Source organism: Vampirovibrionales bacterium, from assembly GCA_016712355.1.
In the GTDB taxonomy this organism is placed as follows: domain Bacteria; phylum Cyanobacteriota; class Vampirovibrionia; order Vampirovibrionales; family Vampirovibrionaceae; genus JADJRF01.
This window is the reverse complement of the sequence record JADJRF010000005.1, coordinates 208,815-225,123: the sequence shown is the minus strand read 5'-3', so window position 1 is coordinate 225,123 and position 16,309 is coordinate 208,815. Positions and strand designations below refer to the sequence as shown.

11 protein-coding genes and 1 tRNA gene are annotated in these 16,309 nt (G+C 61.6%); 11 read left to right on the top strand and 1 reads right to left on the bottom strand.

The genetic code is table 11. From position 1 onward, the window contains the following. The first annotated feature begins 27 nt into the window (after positions 1-27). The 11 genes from IPK79_02435 (at position 28) to IPK79_02385 (ending at position 15,151) form a co-directional block, all read left to right on the top strand. Positions 28-2,061 carry a hypothetical protein gene (locus IPK79_02435; GenBank protein MBK8189286.1) on the top strand — a complete coding sequence of 678 codons (2,034 nt, stop codon included), beginning with the start codon at positions 28-30 and terminating at the stop codon, positions 2,059-2,061. A 40-nt stretch (positions 2,062-2,101) separates the two neighbouring features. Further along, on the top strand, positions 2,102-4,327 hold the full coding sequence (locus IPK79_02430; protein MBK8189285.1) for a type II secretion system protein GspD: 2,226 nt from the start codon (positions 2,102-2,104) through the stop codon (positions 4,325-4,327). 18 nt (positions 4,328-4,345) lie between these two features. Further along, positions 4,346-4,427 (top strand) — tRNA-Ser (locus tag IPK79_02425). Between the two features lie 35 nt (positions 4,428-4,462). Continuing rightward, positions 4,463-4,645, top strand: coding sequence for a hypothetical protein (locus IPK79_02420; protein ID MBK8189284.1), 183 nt, complete (start codon positions 4,463-4,465; stop codon positions 4,643-4,645). Positions 4,646-4,741: 96 nt separating this feature from the next. Continuing rightward, on the top strand, positions 4,742-5,554 hold the full coding sequence (nrfH, locus tag IPK79_02415; GenBank protein MBK8189283.1) for a cytochrome c nitrite reductase small subunit: 813 nt from the start codon (positions 4,742-4,744) through the stop codon (positions 5,552-5,554). After that, positions 5,544-7,121: an ammonia-forming cytochrome c nitrite reductase gene (gene nrfA / locus IPK79_02410; GenBank protein ID MBK8189282.1), complete on the top strand. Its 1,578-nt coding sequence runs from the start codon at positions 5,544-5,546 to the stop codon at positions 7,119-7,121. The genes nrfH and nrfA overlap by 11 nt, the downstream gene beginning before the upstream one ends. Next, positions 7,121-8,425, top strand: coding sequence for a cytochrome c biogenesis protein ResB (locus tag IPK79_02405; protein ID MBK8189281.1), 1,305 nt, complete (start codon positions 7,121-7,123; stop codon positions 8,423-8,425). The genes nrfA and IPK79_02405 overlap by 1 nt, the downstream gene beginning before the upstream one ends. Continuing rightward, positions 8,415-9,203, top strand: a complete 789-nt coding sequence (ccsA, locus tag IPK79_02400) for a cytochrome c biogenesis protein CcsA (protein ID MBK8189280.1) — start codon at positions 8,415-8,417, stop codon at positions 9,201-9,203. Before IPK79_02405 ends, ccsA begins: the two co-directional genes overlap by 11 nt. A gap of 268 nt (positions 9,204-9,471) precedes the next feature. After that, positions 9,472-14,118, top strand: a complete 4,647-nt coding sequence (locus IPK79_02395; GenBank protein ID MBK8189279.1) for a hypothetical protein — start codon at positions 9,472-9,474, stop codon at positions 14,116-14,118. A gap of 18 nt (positions 14,119-14,136) precedes the next feature. Next, on the top strand, positions 14,137-14,298 hold the full coding sequence (locus tag IPK79_02390; GenBank protein ID MBK8189278.1) for a hypothetical protein: 162 nt from the start codon (positions 14,137-14,139) through the stop codon (positions 14,296-14,298). Positions 14,299-14,314: 16 nt separating this feature from the next. Next, a complete protein-coding gene (locus IPK79_02385; GenBank protein MBK8189277.1) occupies positions 14,315-15,151 on the top strand; it encodes a hypothetical protein in 837 nt (278 codons plus the stop codon). Between the two features lie 3 nt (positions 15,152-15,154). On the opposite strand, the gene IPK79_02380 is transcribed toward IPK79_02385, so the two are convergent. Beyond that, positions 15,155-16,045 (bottom strand): hypothetical protein, encoded by an 891-nt coding sequence (locus tag IPK79_02380; protein ID MBK8189276.1) that lies wholly within the window; start codon positions 16,043-16,045, stop codon positions 15,155-15,157. Between the last annotated feature and the right edge of the window lie 264 nt (positions 16,046-16,309).

Here is a 16,309-nt window from a genome sequence, read left to right as displayed (position 1 = left end):
GGTGGATGGAGAATGGAGACAGCGGCAATGGCGAATTTCAGGGTTCTGGCGGGACGGCGATTCATCGGCGCGATGCTGGCGGCAAGCTTACTATTGAGCGCCTGCGGCCCCGCCGCGATTGCGGGCGCGCAAGCCTTCGGCGATTCAATGAGCCATGGTCAGGGCATGACGATGGCCCATCTGGTCACCGTTCCTGGCGGTCATAAGCTGGTGACGGTAGAAGCCGCTGACGCCAATGTGCGCGAACTGCTACGCGATATGGCTCGCCAGGGCGGCTTCAACCTGATTCTCGACGAGTCCGTGAAAGGGACCGTGACGCTGGAACTGCATCAAGTGGCGATTAATCAGGCGTTGAGCGCTATCGCCTCGCTGGCGGCGCTGGAAATCCTGCCGCGTAGCGATCATATCTTTCTGGCCATCGCTCGCAAGTCGGCGGTGGACAAAGGCCTCAATCGCCGCCTGACGCGCATGATTCCCGTGAAATTCGGCAATGCGGCGCAGATTGCGGCAATGCTCAATACGTCGTTGTTTGCTATCGAGAACGCCGAGCTGGCTCAGTTGGGCGGCGGCGGATCAGGCGGCGCGTCGGTTGGTCTGGGCGGCGGCGGCGCAACGGCGTGCGCGTTTCAAAAGGTCAAAGCCGATTCTCGCACCAACAGTTTGCTGATTGTCGGCTCGCAACGCGAGCTGGATCTGGCGCAGGCCGCAGCCGATCAGATCGATCGCCCGCGCGAGTCGCGCACGTTTTACCTGAGTTACGCCAACGCCCTTGATGTGGCGACGCAACTCACCAGCAGTATCTTTAACGACGGCACGGCCGGCTTTATTTTTCAGAACGGTGGCGGCGGCGGCGGCGGCGCGGGCGGCGCTTCTGGCGGCGGCGCGGGCGCTTCAGTGACCGGCGGCGCGGGCGCCGCGGCAGGCGGGGCGCAAGGCCCTCTGGATGTCCCCAGCTCGTTGCGCGTGCAGTCCGAAAAAGTGTCGGAAGGCACGGGCGTCAATAATCTGGCGGGCGGCGGCACCGGATCGTCGTCGTTCTCGCAGGAACTGGTGTTGCGCGGCACGGTGAAAACCACCGAGATGGCTCAAATATCGCCTCTGGGGCCGCTGGTGATTCCCGATACGCGGCTCAATGCCGTCACGGTGATGGGCACGCCCGAGCAAATCGATATCGCTGAACGGATGATTCCTGTCTTTGACGCGGAACCGCCACAGGTCTCGATTGACGTCTCGATGGTCGAAATTACCCATCAAGGCCTCAAAGAACTGGGCGCTCGCATTGGGGTTGCTGACGGCAAGCTCCAGACGGGCTTTAATAACCAGCCCTTGCCGGGCCTTAAACCCATCAGCGGCATCATTACTCCGGGTGGAACCGGTCTGGTGGGTCTGCCGACCAACGATCTGACCGATACCGCCAACCGCGCGCGTTCCGGCATTATTTATTCTACCAATCCGTTGGTGAAAAAGAGCGATTATCTGTTTCAGTTGAATGCGCTGGTGAACAATCGCCGGGCGAAGATTCTCGCCAATCCGACGATTGTCGCCGCCCACGATACCGAAGCGGTGGTCAGCATCGTCGATGAGATTATTCGTCGCGTCAACGTGACGGTCGACGGCCAGACGGGCACCACCACAGTCGAAACCGAAATGGGCGAAGCGGGCGTCGTGCTCGATATCCTGCCCAAAATCGGCGAAGACGGCACGGTCTCGATGCGCATTCGTCCCTCGGTGACCACGATACGCTCGATTCTCACCGATGCGCAGGGCAATATCACGACCCTGCTGACCAAGCGCGATATTCTGGCGCAACTGGTGCGGATTAAAGACGGTCAGACCCTGGTGCTGGGCGGTCTGGTGCAGGAAGCGCGCACCAACCGTCAGGACAAGCTCCCTCTCGTAGGCGACTTGCCGATTGTCGGCGCGTTGTTCCGGGCGGCTCAGAACGACACGTCTCGCAGTGAGATTGTCTTGCTGCTGACCCCGCATATTCTCAACAAAACCCGCACCACCCCGACGCATACGCTGGATCCGCTCTCGTCGCAAGCGACGGGCGCGCCCTAGCGTTTTCCCCGACTGTAACCGGCTAAGGAGACCCTTTCTCATGTTGACCCGTCCGATGACGCGGAACCATCGACGCCCGTTGGCGGCGCTTGTAGCGGTCCTGCTGGCTTCTTCGTTCCTGCTGGGCCCGGGCGGCGGCCTGTCCTTTGCGGCCTCCAAGGCCCTGACCGGCGAACTCAACATCTCCGTGACGCCGGCGCAGATGGATCAGCCGGTCGCCATCAGGGGCGGTCGTCAGGTGGTCAATCTGTCGTTTCGCGATGTCGCCGTGGGAGACGCCTTGCGCGCGCTGGGCCGAAAAGGCGGCTTTAACGTCATCATTAACGATTCGGTCAAAGGCTCAGTCAGCGTCGACTTAATGGGCGTAACGGTTCAGGAAGCGCTTGAGGCGATTAAAACCCAGAGCGACCTGTCGTTTGAAACGCGCGGCGGCGATACCTTAATGGTCACGTCTGCGGATTCTGTCCGCGGACAGGAATTGCAGCGCACGCATTCTGAAGTCATGACGCTGCGTTACGCCAACGCCTCGGTACTTGCCAATATCCTCAATAACTCGGTGTTCGCCCCATCGAGCCGCGAGCAGATTTCGGGCAATACGGGCGGTCAGATCTTCAAGAAAATCACGCCGGATTTTCGTACCAATTCGCTGATTGTTGTGGGTACGGAGTCGGATCTGGCGATTGCGCGCGATTATATTCATGCGCTGGACACCCCGCGCGAAAACCGGACGTGGCGCCTCAGTCATGCGGATGCCGTTGATGTGGCGACCATGCTCATGTCGGGCCTGTTCAACGAGGGCTCTCCGACGTTCCTGATGCAGGCGGGCGGTTCCGGCGGCGGGGGCGGTGGTGGCGCTGGCGCTGGCGGAGCGGCTGTAGGCGGCGTGCAGCAGGTGGGACAGTTGCCCAGCGCCCTGCGGATTCGCACCGAAGAAATTAAAGAAGGCGATGGCGCGTCTAAATCCAATAACACGGCGGGTTCGGGAAACCTGAGCAGCGGGGCGGTTGTCGATGCGCTCACGCTGCGCAGCATCATCAAAACCGATCAAAACGCCAGTATCTCGCCCAATGGCGTCATTCTGATTCCCGACAGTCGCCTCAACACGCTGACGCTGTTTGGCACGGCGCGCCAGGTCGAACTGGCCGACCGGATGATCGCCACGCTGGATCGCCCGGCGCCGCAGCTGGTGATTGAAACCTCCATGATTGAATTGTCTGAGCAGGCCGCCAAGGAACTCACCTTTAATTCATCCATCATGCACCGGGGCGTTGATTTCAGCATCAACAATCCGTCTGTTTCTGGCGGACCGGGTCTGGTCAGAGTGGGCGGCGGGCTGCCGTTTGCCTCTATCGGCGTGCCGTCGGACACGAACAATCCCTTCTCGTCGCTGTTTCGGTACTCGACGTCTCATGCCCAGGTCAACCGCGATTTCTATTACCAGTTGAATGCCATGGTGCGTAATCAGCGCGCCAAAATCCTGGCCAATCCGTCTATCCTGACGGTCAGCGATCAGGAAGCCCTTATCAGCATCGTCGATGAAGTGATTAAAAGCGTGACGGTAACGTTTGACGCCTTCAGCAACAGCCCGCTGGGTTCAGAAACCAATATCGGCGACGTTGGCCTGGTGCTGAACCTGCTGCCCAAGGTCGGCCCCAACGGCGCGATTTCCATGCGCATTCGCCCGACGCTGTCGACGGTCGCTAACGTGGTGACCGACGTGCGCGGCAATACCGTGACGCTGCTGTCCAAGCGCGAAGCGCTGGCGCAGAACGTGGTGTTGAAGGACGGCGAGACCTTCGTGCTGGGCGGCCTGATTCAGGACTCTCAAACCGGGGAAGTGAATAAAATCCCGGGTCTGGGCGATCTCCCAATTGTTGGCGCGCTGGCCCGCTCATCGGTGCGTAACAAAAACCGCTCGGAGTTACTGATTCTCATCACGCCGCATATCGTCAACGATGACGGCGCGCAACTGGCCAATCAGCCCGGCGGCGCCAAGGCCGCCCCTGTCTCCGGCGCTCAGGATTATCTGCCGCCGCTGAGACCGACCGCTCCGCTGTCGTCTGACGGGTTAGCGCCGGTCCGCGAGCAGTCGGCTATTCAGCCCATCAGCCAGCGGCTTCGGCCGATGACGGTCCGTCCCGCCAAGGGCGCGTCTTCCATGCAGCTCACCCCGCGTGACATGAAGAACGTCGACACCAGCGATGAGGCTATTCAACGCATTATTCGCCAATACGCTCCGCAGTTTGACCCCAAACGCGATCTGTAATACAACAGAGGTCCCTCTGGAAGGGGTCCGGATGGTGAGGAAGCCGCCTTGAAAGCGGTCGCCCCGTGAGGGGTTGCAGGTTCGAATCCTGTCCCTTCCGTAGTTTTTGGAGTCAACCGAAAGGCAGCCTGTGTCATGAGCGATCGTATTTCTAAAGAAACCCGGCTGGATGTGGCCAAATCTATCGTCGCCAACTATGTTCGCGGCGATAATTGCCAGCTGTCGCCGGACGAGGTCTGCGCATTCCTCGAAAAAGTGTTTCACAAGGTGAACGAACTGCTCCCCTCCGACGATCAGCGCAAAGTCGGCCTGTCCTGAGCTTTTTGGCCCGTCGCTTGACCTAAGTCAATTCCCTTGGCGCGCGTTGTCTGGTATGCTGGTCCAGACGCTTGATACCAGTATGTTAACAATGCCATGGGACGGCCGTTTTGGCTGAAAAACCGCCGTGAAATAGCGGTCGTCACAATCGCTTCTGATGGCTTGAGTTTCTCGGCTGCGTTTTTTGAAGGTCTGCGGGCTGTGCTGTCTTTCTCCCGTTTGTCTCAACGGCTGCAAACGTGGCTGGATTATTTCCTGCCGCCGCCTGCGTGGCGTCTGCCGGTTCTAGCGACGATCGGCGTGCTGCTGGGTCTACTGGCGCTGGCGGCGCATCTGGCGAATTTTACGTCGTATCTGTCCGACGATCCGGCGGTGTGCATTAACTGCCATATTATGAATCCGCAGTACGCGACCTGGCAGCGCGGCAGTCATGGGCGCGTGGCGGTCTGCAACGATTGCCATGTGCCGCACGATAGCCTCATCAAGAAGTATTTTTTCAAGGGCAAGGACGGCAGCCGTCATGCCTTCATGTATACCTTCCGGCTCGAGCCCCAGGTGATTCGCATGCATGAAGACGGGGCCCGCGTGGTTCAGGAGAATTGCATCCGCTGCCATGCGCCGTTATTTTCGGGGCTGGATAAAACCAAGGCCGCAGGCGATCGCTCGTTGCGGATGCACGATACCGAGCGCCTCTGCTGGAGTTGTCATCGCGAGACGCCGCACGGACGCGCCAGCAGCCTGTCGGCGACGCCTAACGTCAAAACGCCGGGTCTGAGTCGGCCGGTTCCCGCATGGGTCGACGCGTTCCTGCGTCGTCAGCGGGATCAGGCCGATATGAACGCCGCGGCGCCCTCTTTATCGTATCGAGAGAAAAATTTGCAAGGAGAGACTGCCCATGATGCGCCTTAGCAAGCTCAGTCAACTGGTCGCCGAACGTCCGTGGGTGGGGTGGGCGCTGTTTGGCGCCACCATTGCGCTGACGTTTCTCGTCGGTCTGTTCGGCGCCTCGATTATGGAGCGGCGCCAGGAGAGTATTCTGGTGCAGCAGACCCGTCCGCTGCCCGATTGGGAGCCGCGCAACGAGGTCTGGGGGCAGTATTATCCGCGCGAATTTGAAACTTACGTCAAAACCAAAGAAACCGATTTCGCCAGTAAACATGCGGGTTCTAAAGAAGTCGACATCCTGAAGCACACGCCGCAACTGGCGGTCTTATGGGCCGGCTACGCCTTCTCCAAGGATTACAAGCAGGCGCGCGGCCATTACTGGGCTATTCAGGATATTCGCAACACGCTGCGCACCAATCAGCCGCAGCCGGGCACCTGCTGGACGTGCAAAAGCACGGATGTCCCCCGCCTGATGAAAGAAATGGGCCCGGAAAAGTTTTATCACAGCACGTGGAAAGATCTGGGCTCGCAGGTGGTCAATCCCATCGGCTGCCAGGACTGCCACGACCCGAAAACCATGAATCTGCGAATCACGCGCCCTGCCCTGATTGAAGCCTGGCAGCGCCGAGGCGGCGATATCCGGCAAGCCACGCATCAGGAGATGCGCTCGCTGGTTTGCGCCCAATGCCACGTGGAGTATTACTTCAAGGGCAAGGGCAAATATCTGACGTTCCCGTGGGATAAAGGGTTTTCCGCCGAGGATATGGAGCGCTATTACGATCAGATTGATGTCAAGCATGTCGACTGGGTGCATAAACTTAGCCGCGCGCCGATGCTCAAGGCGCAACACCCCGATTTTGAGCTGTATATGACGGGCATCCACGCGCAGCGCGGCGTCTCGTGCGCCGATTGCCACATGCCGTATCGCAGCGAGGGCGGCGTGAAATTCACCGACCACCAGATTGCCAGCCCCCTGCGCAATATCGCTAACTCCTGCGGCGTGTGCCACCGCGAAAGCGAGGCCACGCTGATGAAAAACGTCTACGACCGTCAGGATAAAATCACCGAACTGCGTAAACTGGCTGAAGAAAGCCTGACGCGCGCGCATATCGAAGCCAAAGCCGCCTGGGACGCCGGGGCGACCGAAGCCGAAATGAAGCCGTCCCTGTTGCTCATTCGTCAGGCGCAATGGCGCTGGGATTGGGTCGCTGCGGCCAATGCCGTGGGTTTCCACTCCCCGCTGGAAGCCGCGCGCGTGCTGGGCAATTCGATTGCCAAGGCCGAAGGCGCTCGCCGCGAGATTCGTAGCGTGTTGGTCGCCCATGGCCGCCCGCAGCCGGTAGCGATGCCGGATCTGTCCACGCTGGAGAAGGCGCAGGCCTATATCGGGCTGGATATGAAGCAACTGCACGCCGAGAAGGCAGCCTTCCTGAAAACCGTCGCCCCGCAGTGGGATCATGACGCCGCCGCGCGTCAGGCGGGTTACGCATCGCCGCCGCAGTCGGCTGATGGCAAGGCGGCCTCGTATGCCCCTTCCACCGCCCCTTCTACTTCCCCTGCCCTCGCCCCTAACGCGAAGCGGCATCCCTGATGACGGCGCCTTCGCCTCGACGCGATAATTTCTGGCTGCCGCCGTATGGCTATGCGCAGGCGGCAGCGCTTGCCGCAGGCGTCTGGTCGGCGGGAACCCTGCTGCAGACGATGAAGGGTTCTGCGCCGCCTTTGAACTGGCCGTGGAACGCCGTGACGCTGGGGGCATTCGTGTTGGCGCTGACGCTGAGCTATCGCGTCGTACGCAAGACGGCTCTGGGCGAATGGGTGACGAGCGTGCCCTTTGCCCTGTGCGTCTTCGGCGCGTTGATGGCCATGGCTGTTGTCGGCGGCGTTGTTCCCCAGACGCCGGATGTGGCGCTTCCGGCGTTACTGAAAGGCTGGGGATGGCATCAAATGTTCCAGTCGTGGCCCTTTGCGCTGATGACGCTGCTGCTGCTGGCGTGCCTGGGCTGGACGATTCTTAAGAACTTCTCGTGGCGAAGCCGCCGTTGGATGGCAACTTCACTGAGCCATCTGGGCGTGTGGGTGACGATTGCTGCTGCGCTGTTCGGGGCGGGAGACCTTCGGCGTCTGGATATGGCGTTGCCCGAGGGGCAGGCCTCGCATGTGGGCGCTGATAGCGCCGGGCGCGTTTTTCCGCTGCCGTTTGAGGCGTATCTTCAGGCGTTTGAACTCGACGAGTACCCGCCCACGGCCCTATGGCTATCCGCAGCAAGCGGCGAGCCGCTGGCGGGGCAATCGCGCGCGGGCGAAGCGATTGCGCCTGGAGCGACGTTCTCGATCGCGTATCAGGGCGCGCGGTATCAGGCGATGCTGGGCCCGGTTCGCGCCCATGGCCGCTGGGCGCGCGATGTGCGATCAGGCCAATTGACGTTTATTGCCAGCGATCGCCCCTCAGACGCTCCGGCGGCGTATGCGACGCTGGTCAAAACCATGGAGGCGACGTCCCGCGAGCCTCAGAAGCCAAACGCAGCGCCTGGCATTCGTTCGGGCTGGATTACCCGAGGTGGGGCGACGAGCCTGCCGCAGGTGCTGACCCTTGACGGCGTGGGGCTCGCCATGGCGGAGGCGCGTCCCAAGCGTTACGCCTCTCGCCTGATTGTGCGCGAGTCGCCGGCCGCTGCGCCGCGCGCTGCCCGCGTCGAGGTGAATCATCCGCTGTCGATTAACGGCTGGCGGCTGTATCAAAAGAGCTACGAGCAGCCGCTGGGCATGGGGCAATCCATCAGCGTGCTGGAAGCCATTCGCGATCCGTGGCTGCCGGTGGTTTACGCCGGGCTGGTTCTTATGCTGGCCGGGGCCGCGCTGGCTTTAATGCGAGGGTCTGACGATGCCGCATGATCTCTGGCGGACGCTGCCCGCGCTGACGGCGCTGTTAGCGGCAATCTGGGGCGCGGGTCTGTGGTTATTCCATAGCGAGCGGCCTCAGCGCGCGCGATGGGGGCTTGCGCTGAATGGCGCAGGCGTTGCCTTGCTCGGCGTATGGATCATCGCCCTGTGGACGTCGATGGATCGTCCTCCCTTGCGGACGCTGGGTGAAACGCGCCTGATGTACGCCCTGATGCTGCCGCTCATTGCGATTTTTCTGAGTCGTCAATGGCGTTTACGCTGGCCAATGCTTTATGCGGTGGCGCTGTCGCTGCTGTTTCTTGTCATCACAGCCCTTCACCCCGAAACGCTGGATAAAACCCTGATGCCTGCGCTGCAAAGCGTCTGGTTTATTCCGCATGTGACGGTCTATTTGCTGGCGTACGCCTTCCTGACTCTGGGCAGCGTGGTTTGTCTGCCTCGTTTTGCCCGAAACGACGACGCGCTGAGACGCTCTGACGAGGCGATTGGCGTTGGGTTTGCGCTGTTAACGCTTGGCCTGTTATTCGGGGCGTTTTGGGCCAAAGAAGCATGGGGGCATTACTGGACGTGGGATCCCAAAGAGACCTGGGCGTTTTTAACGTGGGCCGCTTATCTGACGCATCTGCACCTGCGTGCGCGATACGCCGGGAATCTGACTCTGGCGCGCCGCTTTTTGGCGGGGGCCTTTCTTGCTCTGCTGCTGTGCTGGTTTGGGGTGAATTATCTGCCTTCTGCGCGCCAAAGCGTGCATACGTATTCGCAGCCGTAACTTTTTAAGAAGATCGCGCCGTTTTGCCCGCGCCAGCGGCAATGGCTCCGTGATAGACTGAGGGCTTGGCGTTTTGTTGACCGACGCCGTGGGTGTCTGCGCGATTTGTTACAGTTGCGACATTATTTTTATCAATTAAACAATTTTTAAGCGCGCGGCGTTTTTGTTCTCATGAAAAGTATATATCATTTGCATCAGATCCATGCTGGGTTCTAGGCCCGTTTTGAATCCTTCCAGTTTTACCGCCAATACCGAAAGGAACCGACCTATGCGCCGTCCCTTCCGTCCCGTCCTCAAATACTCCGTGACCACCGGCCTTCTGGCTGCGTCGTTCTTCGTCTCAAACGCCAGTTTGCAGGCGTTTGCGGCCCCTGGCGACACCAACTCCTGGAATAACGGGCAAATCGTGCAAGGCGGCACGTATTACAACACGGCGGATAGCAAAACGACCTTCGTCAACACGGGATCCGGCGGCCTGTGGGTGAAAGCCGACACGACGGTGCGCGGCCTCGAAGTCAATGCCAATGGCGGACTGTCCGGTAACGGCGGGACCATGCTCTTTTCTGCGCCCGGCAGCGTGGTGCGCATCGATGGGACCATCGACGTCAGCGCCCTGATGGGCAAGGGCGGTTATGCGGGCAATGGCGGACGCGTTTTTATTGATTCCGCCATGCTGTATCAGAATGGCGCCATTTACGCCAATGGCCGCAACGGCGGCTCTATTAGCATTAACACCGGCTCTGCCGTCTTTGCGCCCAATTCTATTACGGAGGCGAAGGGGCTTGATGGCGTGGGCGGCCGTATCACGGTGCGCGCGGGCGACTTGGTGGATATTCAGCGCTCGGCGGTGCTGGACGCCTCGGGTAAGGTCATGGGCGCGCTGGAAAGCGGCCTGATTGACGTCGAAGGCGCGATGGTCAACGTCGACGGTCTTGTAAAGGCCAACGGCCTGAGCGCCTCTGCTGAAGGCGGCGTGATTCGCCTGGTGGCGCAAGGCAACGCCGATAACTGTTTTGAATGTACGCTCGATAGCGTGCGCGCTTTCTCGACCACGCAAGCCGGCCTGCCGTTGGCCGAAGACGTCTTCAGCCAGAGTGAAGCCAATGCCCTCATCGCGCGCCGCGACGCCCTGATGAATGGCGCCCTCGCCCATGATGGCGATGTGCGCGTCAGCGTTACCGGGCAAATCATTGCTAACGGCGGCGCGGGCGACAGCGCTTCGGTTGCGGGAGGCAAAGGCGGCGCGATTCTGGTTTCGGCTGTCAATGACATTCATCATGACGGCGTGATGCGCGCCAATGGCGCGGACGGCTTCGATAGTCCCGTCGTGAGCTTTGAAGTTCCCGGCGTCGGCGGCGACGGCGGTCTGATTACGCTGAACGCGTTGGGCGATATTCTGTCTTCGGGTCGCGTGGAAGCCAATGGCGGCGCGGGCGGCGATGCGCTCGTTCCCGTTACGCTGGCAGATGCCGATAACGTGGTGATGCCCACTGCATTGGGCGATGCTCAAGGCACGCTTGCCAATGTCTCGGCCCGTGACGGCGCCGCTGGCGGTCAGGGCGGCGTGGTCACCGTCGCGGCAGGCGAGACCATTCGTAACTCAGGCGCCATTGAGGCCATCGGCGGCGCGGGCGGCGCCGGGGCTAGCGCTTCCGCTACAGATATGGCCAGCGGCTCCGGCCTGCAACTGGCCAGCGCCGAAGCCCTGGGCGGCGACGGCGGCGCGGGCGGTCAAGGCGGTTTGATTGTTTTCAGCGGCGCAGCGAATCCCGTGGGCGGCGGCTCGGTGAGCGCCAACGGCGGCGCTGGCGGTCTGGGCGGTTCTGCCACGGCCCTCGCCAATGCCCTTAGCACGACGGCAGACGCGGGCGCCATCGCCAAAGCCGTTGCTGGTGAAGGCGGCCTTGGCGGCGCGTCAGGCGCGGTTGTGGCCCCGAATCCCGCCTCGTTTGAAGCGTCTCAGATTTACAGCGCCCACGACGGGGTTGCGGGCCACGCAGGCGACGCCACTGCAAACGCCTATGCCCAAGGGGTGAATCAGGCCGTCGCGACGTCGTTCGCCGCCACGGGCGATTTTGCCCACGCCACGGCCAACGCTGGCGCCGAAGCCCTCCGCTCGGCGAGCGCCAATGCCGTGACCCAGGCGGGCGATTTCAGCGAGACGCTCACCACGGCCAACGCCAAGACCACGGCTGACGCCTCTGGCTGCCAAGGCGCTGTTGCCAAGGCTGATACCACGCTGGGAGACGTCTCCATCGGTCGCGTGACGGCGAACGCTTTCTCTGAAAAAACCGACGCTGTCGCCCAGGCGACCGGCGCGGCGGGCCTGTTCTCGACCATCAACGCCACGGCCAACGCTGACGGCGAAGACTGGGTTCACGCCAAAACGTTTGTCAATGTGTGCAACGGCGGAACCGCCACGGCGACTTCCAACGCCAAACAGCATGGCAACGTCGCTATCGATCCGCTGGCGGAAGCCAATGCCATCGCCGGACAGTTTGGCACGGCCATTGCGATTGCCAATGCTGATGGCAACTGGCTGAGTCAGGCGTTTGCCAACGCTTCCACGACGCTTGCCGGTCATTCCAGCGCCACGGCCAATGCCAAATCATTGATCGATCGCGCTGATGCTACGGCCAATGCGGTGAGCGGCGATTTCGGAACGGCCGACGCCATTAGCCGCGCCGAATCCATCAACCGCGACAAGTCCGCCAATGCGCTGAGTTCAGCGAAAACCGGTCTGGCGGGCGTTTCTAACGCTCAGGCCGATGCCATCGTGACCCGCGGTTGGAGTAAGGTCGCCAATGCGACGGCGAACGCCCTCAGCGGCGACTACGGCGTGTCCAACGCTCGCGCCAAAGCGGATTCCGCTACCCAGTGGGGCGACGCCGCCAAATCCTATGCCACGGCTAATGCCGAAACGGGCGCCAAGGGTTCTGCCAGCGCCCATGCGGACGCCATTACCACCGGCCGTCTGGCGAAAGCTCTGTCTAAAGCCGTCTATGCGGCAGAAGGCTCTGCGACCGCTGCGTCTCGCGCCAATTCTTTAGAGAATTCGACTGCTGACGCGCTGGCCCAAAGCGTGCACCGTCTGGAAACCGGCGCAGGCCTGAAACTCGCTAACGCCGCTCTGGATCAGACGCCCGTGGGCGCGCTGGCTCCGGTGGCCCCGATTGCGCCTACGGCTCCTTCTGCCACGCCGGTGAATCAAGCGATCCTGCAAACCCAGGGCGATGAGCTGATTCTTCATGACGGCGTCGCCATTCTGTTGAGCGCAGACCCGCACGCCAATCCGGCGCTGACGGATCGCCTTGCCAACGCGGTGGTTCGCGATATCCATCATCTGGCCGGCGGCGCGACGTCAGTTGCGAGCGATGCCGGGCATCTGGTCGTCACCGACATTTCCGGTTCGGCTCTGTCGCTGGATAATGCAGGCCATAGCGCCCTGCGTACGCTGACGGTTGCCAGCAAAGGCGCGCTTGCTACGGCGGCTCCGTTGTCGGTTGTGGATGCGGTGAGCCTGGCTTCCAACGCAGCATTGACGGTTGATCACGCCATCGTCACGACCGGCGCCAATCCCGGCGCGGTTCTGCTGGCGGCGGGCGGCGATCTTATCGTCAACGCCCCGGTTGCCACCAATCCGGCGGCTTTCCACGGCGGCGCGATTCTGGCCAAAGCAGGCGCGAATCTCGTCAATAACGCGTCGATCGCCGTTGATGCGCAAGACAGCGCAGGCCGTATCGAACTGATCGCCGATGGCAATCTCATCAACAACGGCTTGATCTCCGCTACGGGCAACGATCAGGGCGGCGAAATTCTGGCCGCTGCAGGTCAGTACGCCATCAATGCCGCCAACGCCCGGATTCAGGCCAATGCGGTTTACGGCAGCGCCGGGTATGCGCGTCTTCACGCCGATAACGTTGCGGTCAACTTCGGCGCAATCGAAGCGCGCGGCGGGCATCGCGGTGGACGCGTCCTGCTGACGGCGGGCGACAGCGATCAATCCAACAACGCTCGCGGCGCCAACGTTCCCGGACTCGGCAGCGCGCCTCTGTTCGGCTTCAGCGACACCGCGCTGACGCCCGGCGTGACCACGCTGCTCACCAGCATCGATCCGACGATGGCCGAGTCGGCGATCAATATCGGCAGCATGAATGTGCAGGGATGCGGCGATAGCTGCGACGGGCGCATTTACATCGCCGGCAATAACCAGTTCGGCGTCGCGGACGGCTCTTTCCTCAATGGCGTTGAAGTCGACGTCGCCGGGATTCTCGCCGATCCTAATCCGCCGCAGGCCCTGCAAACCACGATGCGTCATATCCAGGACAATGGCGGTCACGCCTATCTCGTGACGGGCCAGCAAATCCTCGACAGCCGCGGCCGTACGCGCACCGCAGTTGAGACCGTCGCCTGTGATGCGGGCCCAAACAACGACGAGCCCGACGTGAATCCCAACGATCCGTCGCATCAGGGGTCTGAATTCCCGGATGACTTCACCCTGCCGCGTCCGCCGATCGCCACGCCGCGCGCCCGGGCCTACGATTACGACCTGCTGGGTCTGTTCCAGGAGGAACGTCCGTTGCCCCCGCCGCCGGAATACCGCATGATCCTTCGCCTTAACCGCGTCGAGATGTTCATGAGCTCGCAATACCTGCCCGTGACTGAAGAGATCCTTGCGATGGCGTTGGGCGAGTACCACCGTCACCGCCACGCGGGCGACACGACCGAGGAAGCCTACCGTCACGTCAAACTCTACCTGACGGAAGCGGGCGTCGATGTGGACGTGGCCAGAGCGATCGCGCAAGGCGTCGCCGACGGCAAGGTTCGGGCCAGCGCGCCGGTGCTGCACGTGTTGCAGGCAATGGCCGAGACCCCGAAAAACGCGCCCCAGCCGATGAACGACTTGCAGCAGTAATCGCTGAGGGCTTTGCAAATGACGACGACGCGCTTCCAGTTCTCGGGAGCGCGTCGCGTTGTCGCCACCGGCTTATCTGGATTTTTCGCCGCTTTTACGTACACTCGCACTAAGCGTCTCTATCGGCGCCGGCTGCAACATCTGGATGCTGCCCGCAACGCGATTCATCCGACCGGATAAGGGGGTTGTTTGTCGCATGATGCCATCGTCGCCTTTTCAAATTCAGTGGCCGCAACCCGATGTGTCTGGCATGCCGCCTGAGATTTCGCTTGCGGCGGTTCGCCAGCGAATGAGCGCGCTGGCCGCCGTCGGCTGGCGACGTCTGGCCCCGGAATGCGATGATGTGCTGAATATGCTGTGCGAGCATACCCCGGCCACGCAATGGACGCTGGGCTGGGGGCCCGGCGATCAGCGCCTGTATCTGCTGTTATGGCGAAAAGACGCTTGGCGCGCCCAAAAACGCTGGTCGCTGTGGGTCGATGGGGCGTATCATTTTGAATGGGCCGATGTCTGGCACTCGCGCGAAAGTCGTCTGTGCCGCGACCTGATGGAAGGCCCTCGCGCGCGAAACATCAGCGCGAGCGATTTGCTGCGGCCGCTTTCCAGGCAAACTGCCTCGTTGGGCGGGCATGCGTTCTATGCGCTCGAAAAATGCCTGCTGGCGCATCCCTTTTTATGGAACGGCCTGAAAGACGCCCTGTTCGATTGTCTCAGCGAAACCCCTCGCGTTGAAGACGCATCGGCGGCGGTGGGATTTCTGTTTGATCTGACCCCCTTGCAACGTCTCGAAAGCGTATTGCCGCTTTTGTCGCTGATGATTCGGGTGATGAAGGTTAATCCGCTGGTCTGTGATGCGGATCGCGCGCGCTTTGACGCCATTCGCCAACGCCTGCTGGCAGAGCATTGCGCTCTGGGTCGCTCGCTCGCCCCGGCGCTGCGCCCTGCGTGGGAGCAGTCTTCTCGCCGTCTGCACTATCTCTTGCCTGTTGCCGCTCGCTGGGCCTCGCCCACGCCGGAGTCGCTGGCTTCTTAAGCCCTAGCCTTTGGCAGGTTTTGCATCAGCGGCTTTCTGGGCCGGATCGTCCAGAAATGCGGGCGTATACGTATGCCAACTGGCCAGCACGTTTTTGGCGGCCGTCGCCAGAATGCCTTCCATGCGGTTGCTGGCCGCCAGATTCTGAACGAGCGTCTTCATTTCATCCGTTGGTTCGTAAAAGCCGCCGGATTCAATCACGGTGAGCGCAGCATTGGCGACTATCCCGTCGGGATCCTGCAACATGTTGATAAGAATGGCCCCAATTTTATCGCGCAAGGGATGGCCGGGCTTGGTGAGATCGGCATGAGAGGTCATAAACTTGATGAAAGACGTTGAGATCCCCTGCCGTTGGCTTGGCTCTGAAGCGTTTTCGGACTGTAGGCTCTGGGCGATGCCGTTTAATTGGGTATCGAGATTGGCGAGCGTGGCGGCGTCGTCTCCGCCTGGCGGACTGGGTTTGGGAGGCGCGGCTTCTGGGGGCGGAGCGGAATCGCGCGCCAGCGGATTGGCCGCCGGCATGACGGCGGGCGGCGGCGTCATGGCAGACGGCGGCGCCGGCGGATGAATGCCGTACAGATACGGGGCTGCCATCCACGGCGGCGGAATTTCTGGCAGGGGGCCGTTGATATTGCCTCCCGCCGACGGCGCCGAAAACGACGCGTACGCGTTGGGGGGAAGCGAACCCCCCGCCGGGTAGGCCGAAGGCCAGCCCGCCACCGGTCGCGGACGAATGACAGCCGACGGCCCGCCGGGCATCGGCTGGCTGGGCACCAGAATATCCACCGGCCCTTGAATGGCGGTCGGCGCAACGGGCGGCATCGTTATCGCCGGGAAAGGCGATCCTTGCGACGCGCTCTCATTGACGCCAATCGGCAGAGCAACCCTGTCCATTCCGGCGATGTTTCCCTCCCCGCTCAAGTGCGGCGTTGCGTCTAATGATACGCTCTCAGTGGCATTAAACCCGTTTGGCGCGATTTGTTGCCATGCCGCGCGCGCAGCTCCCTCAGACGGGGGAGGCGGCGGCGCGACGTTTGTCAGACAACGGAAGGCGACGGCCCGCGTCAGCTGCCATCTCCTGTTACGTATATAACAATTATTGACTTGCGATGGGTTTTATTGTCATGGAATGGTTGGTATCCCGACGCCCATTACAAA

What these genes read in the sequence shown, in the direction of transcription:
- IPK79_02405 (MBK8189281.1), top strand. Translation starts at nt 7,121, where the DNA reads ATGACGGCGCCTTCGCCTCGACGCGATAATTTCTGGCTGCCGCCGTAT.
- ccsA (MBK8189280.1), top strand. Translation starts at nt 8,415, where the DNA reads ATGCCGCATGATCTCTGGCGGACGCTGCCCGCGCTGACGGCGCTGTTA.
- IPK79_02435 (MBK8189286.1), top strand. Translation starts at nt 28, where the DNA reads ATGGCGAATTTCAGGGTTCTGGCGGGACGGCGATTCATCGGCGCGATG.
- IPK79_02420 (MBK8189284.1), top strand. Translation starts at nt 4,463, where the DNA reads ATGAGCGATCGTATTTCTAAAGAAACCCGGCTGGATGTGGCCAAATCT.
- IPK79_02390 (MBK8189278.1), top strand. Translation starts at nt 14,137, where the DNA reads ATGACGACGACGCGCTTCCAGTTCTCGGGAGCGCGTCGCGTTGTCGCC.
- IPK79_02395 (MBK8189279.1), top strand. Translation starts at nt 9,472, where the DNA reads ATGCGCCGTCCCTTCCGTCCCGTCCTCAAATACTCCGTGACCACCGGC.
- nrfH (MBK8189283.1), top strand. Translation starts at nt 4,742, where the DNA reads ATGGGACGGCCGTTTTGGCTGAAAAACCGCCGTGAAATAGCGGTCGTC.
- nrfA (MBK8189282.1), top strand. Translation starts at nt 5,544, where the DNA reads ATGCGCCTTAGCAAGCTCAGTCAACTGGTCGCCGAACGTCCGTGGGTG.
- IPK79_02385 (MBK8189277.1), top strand. Translation starts at nt 14,315, where the DNA reads ATGATGCCATCGTCGCCTTTTCAAATTCAGTGGCCGCAACCCGATGTG.
- IPK79_02430 (MBK8189285.1), top strand. Translation starts at nt 2,102, where the DNA reads ATGTTGACCCGTCCGATGACGCGGAACCATCGACGCCCGTTGGCGGCG.
- IPK79_02380 (MBK8189276.1), bottom strand. Translation starts at nt 16,045, where the DNA reads ATGGACAGGGTTGCTCTGCCGATTGGCGTCAATGAGAGCGCGTCGCAA.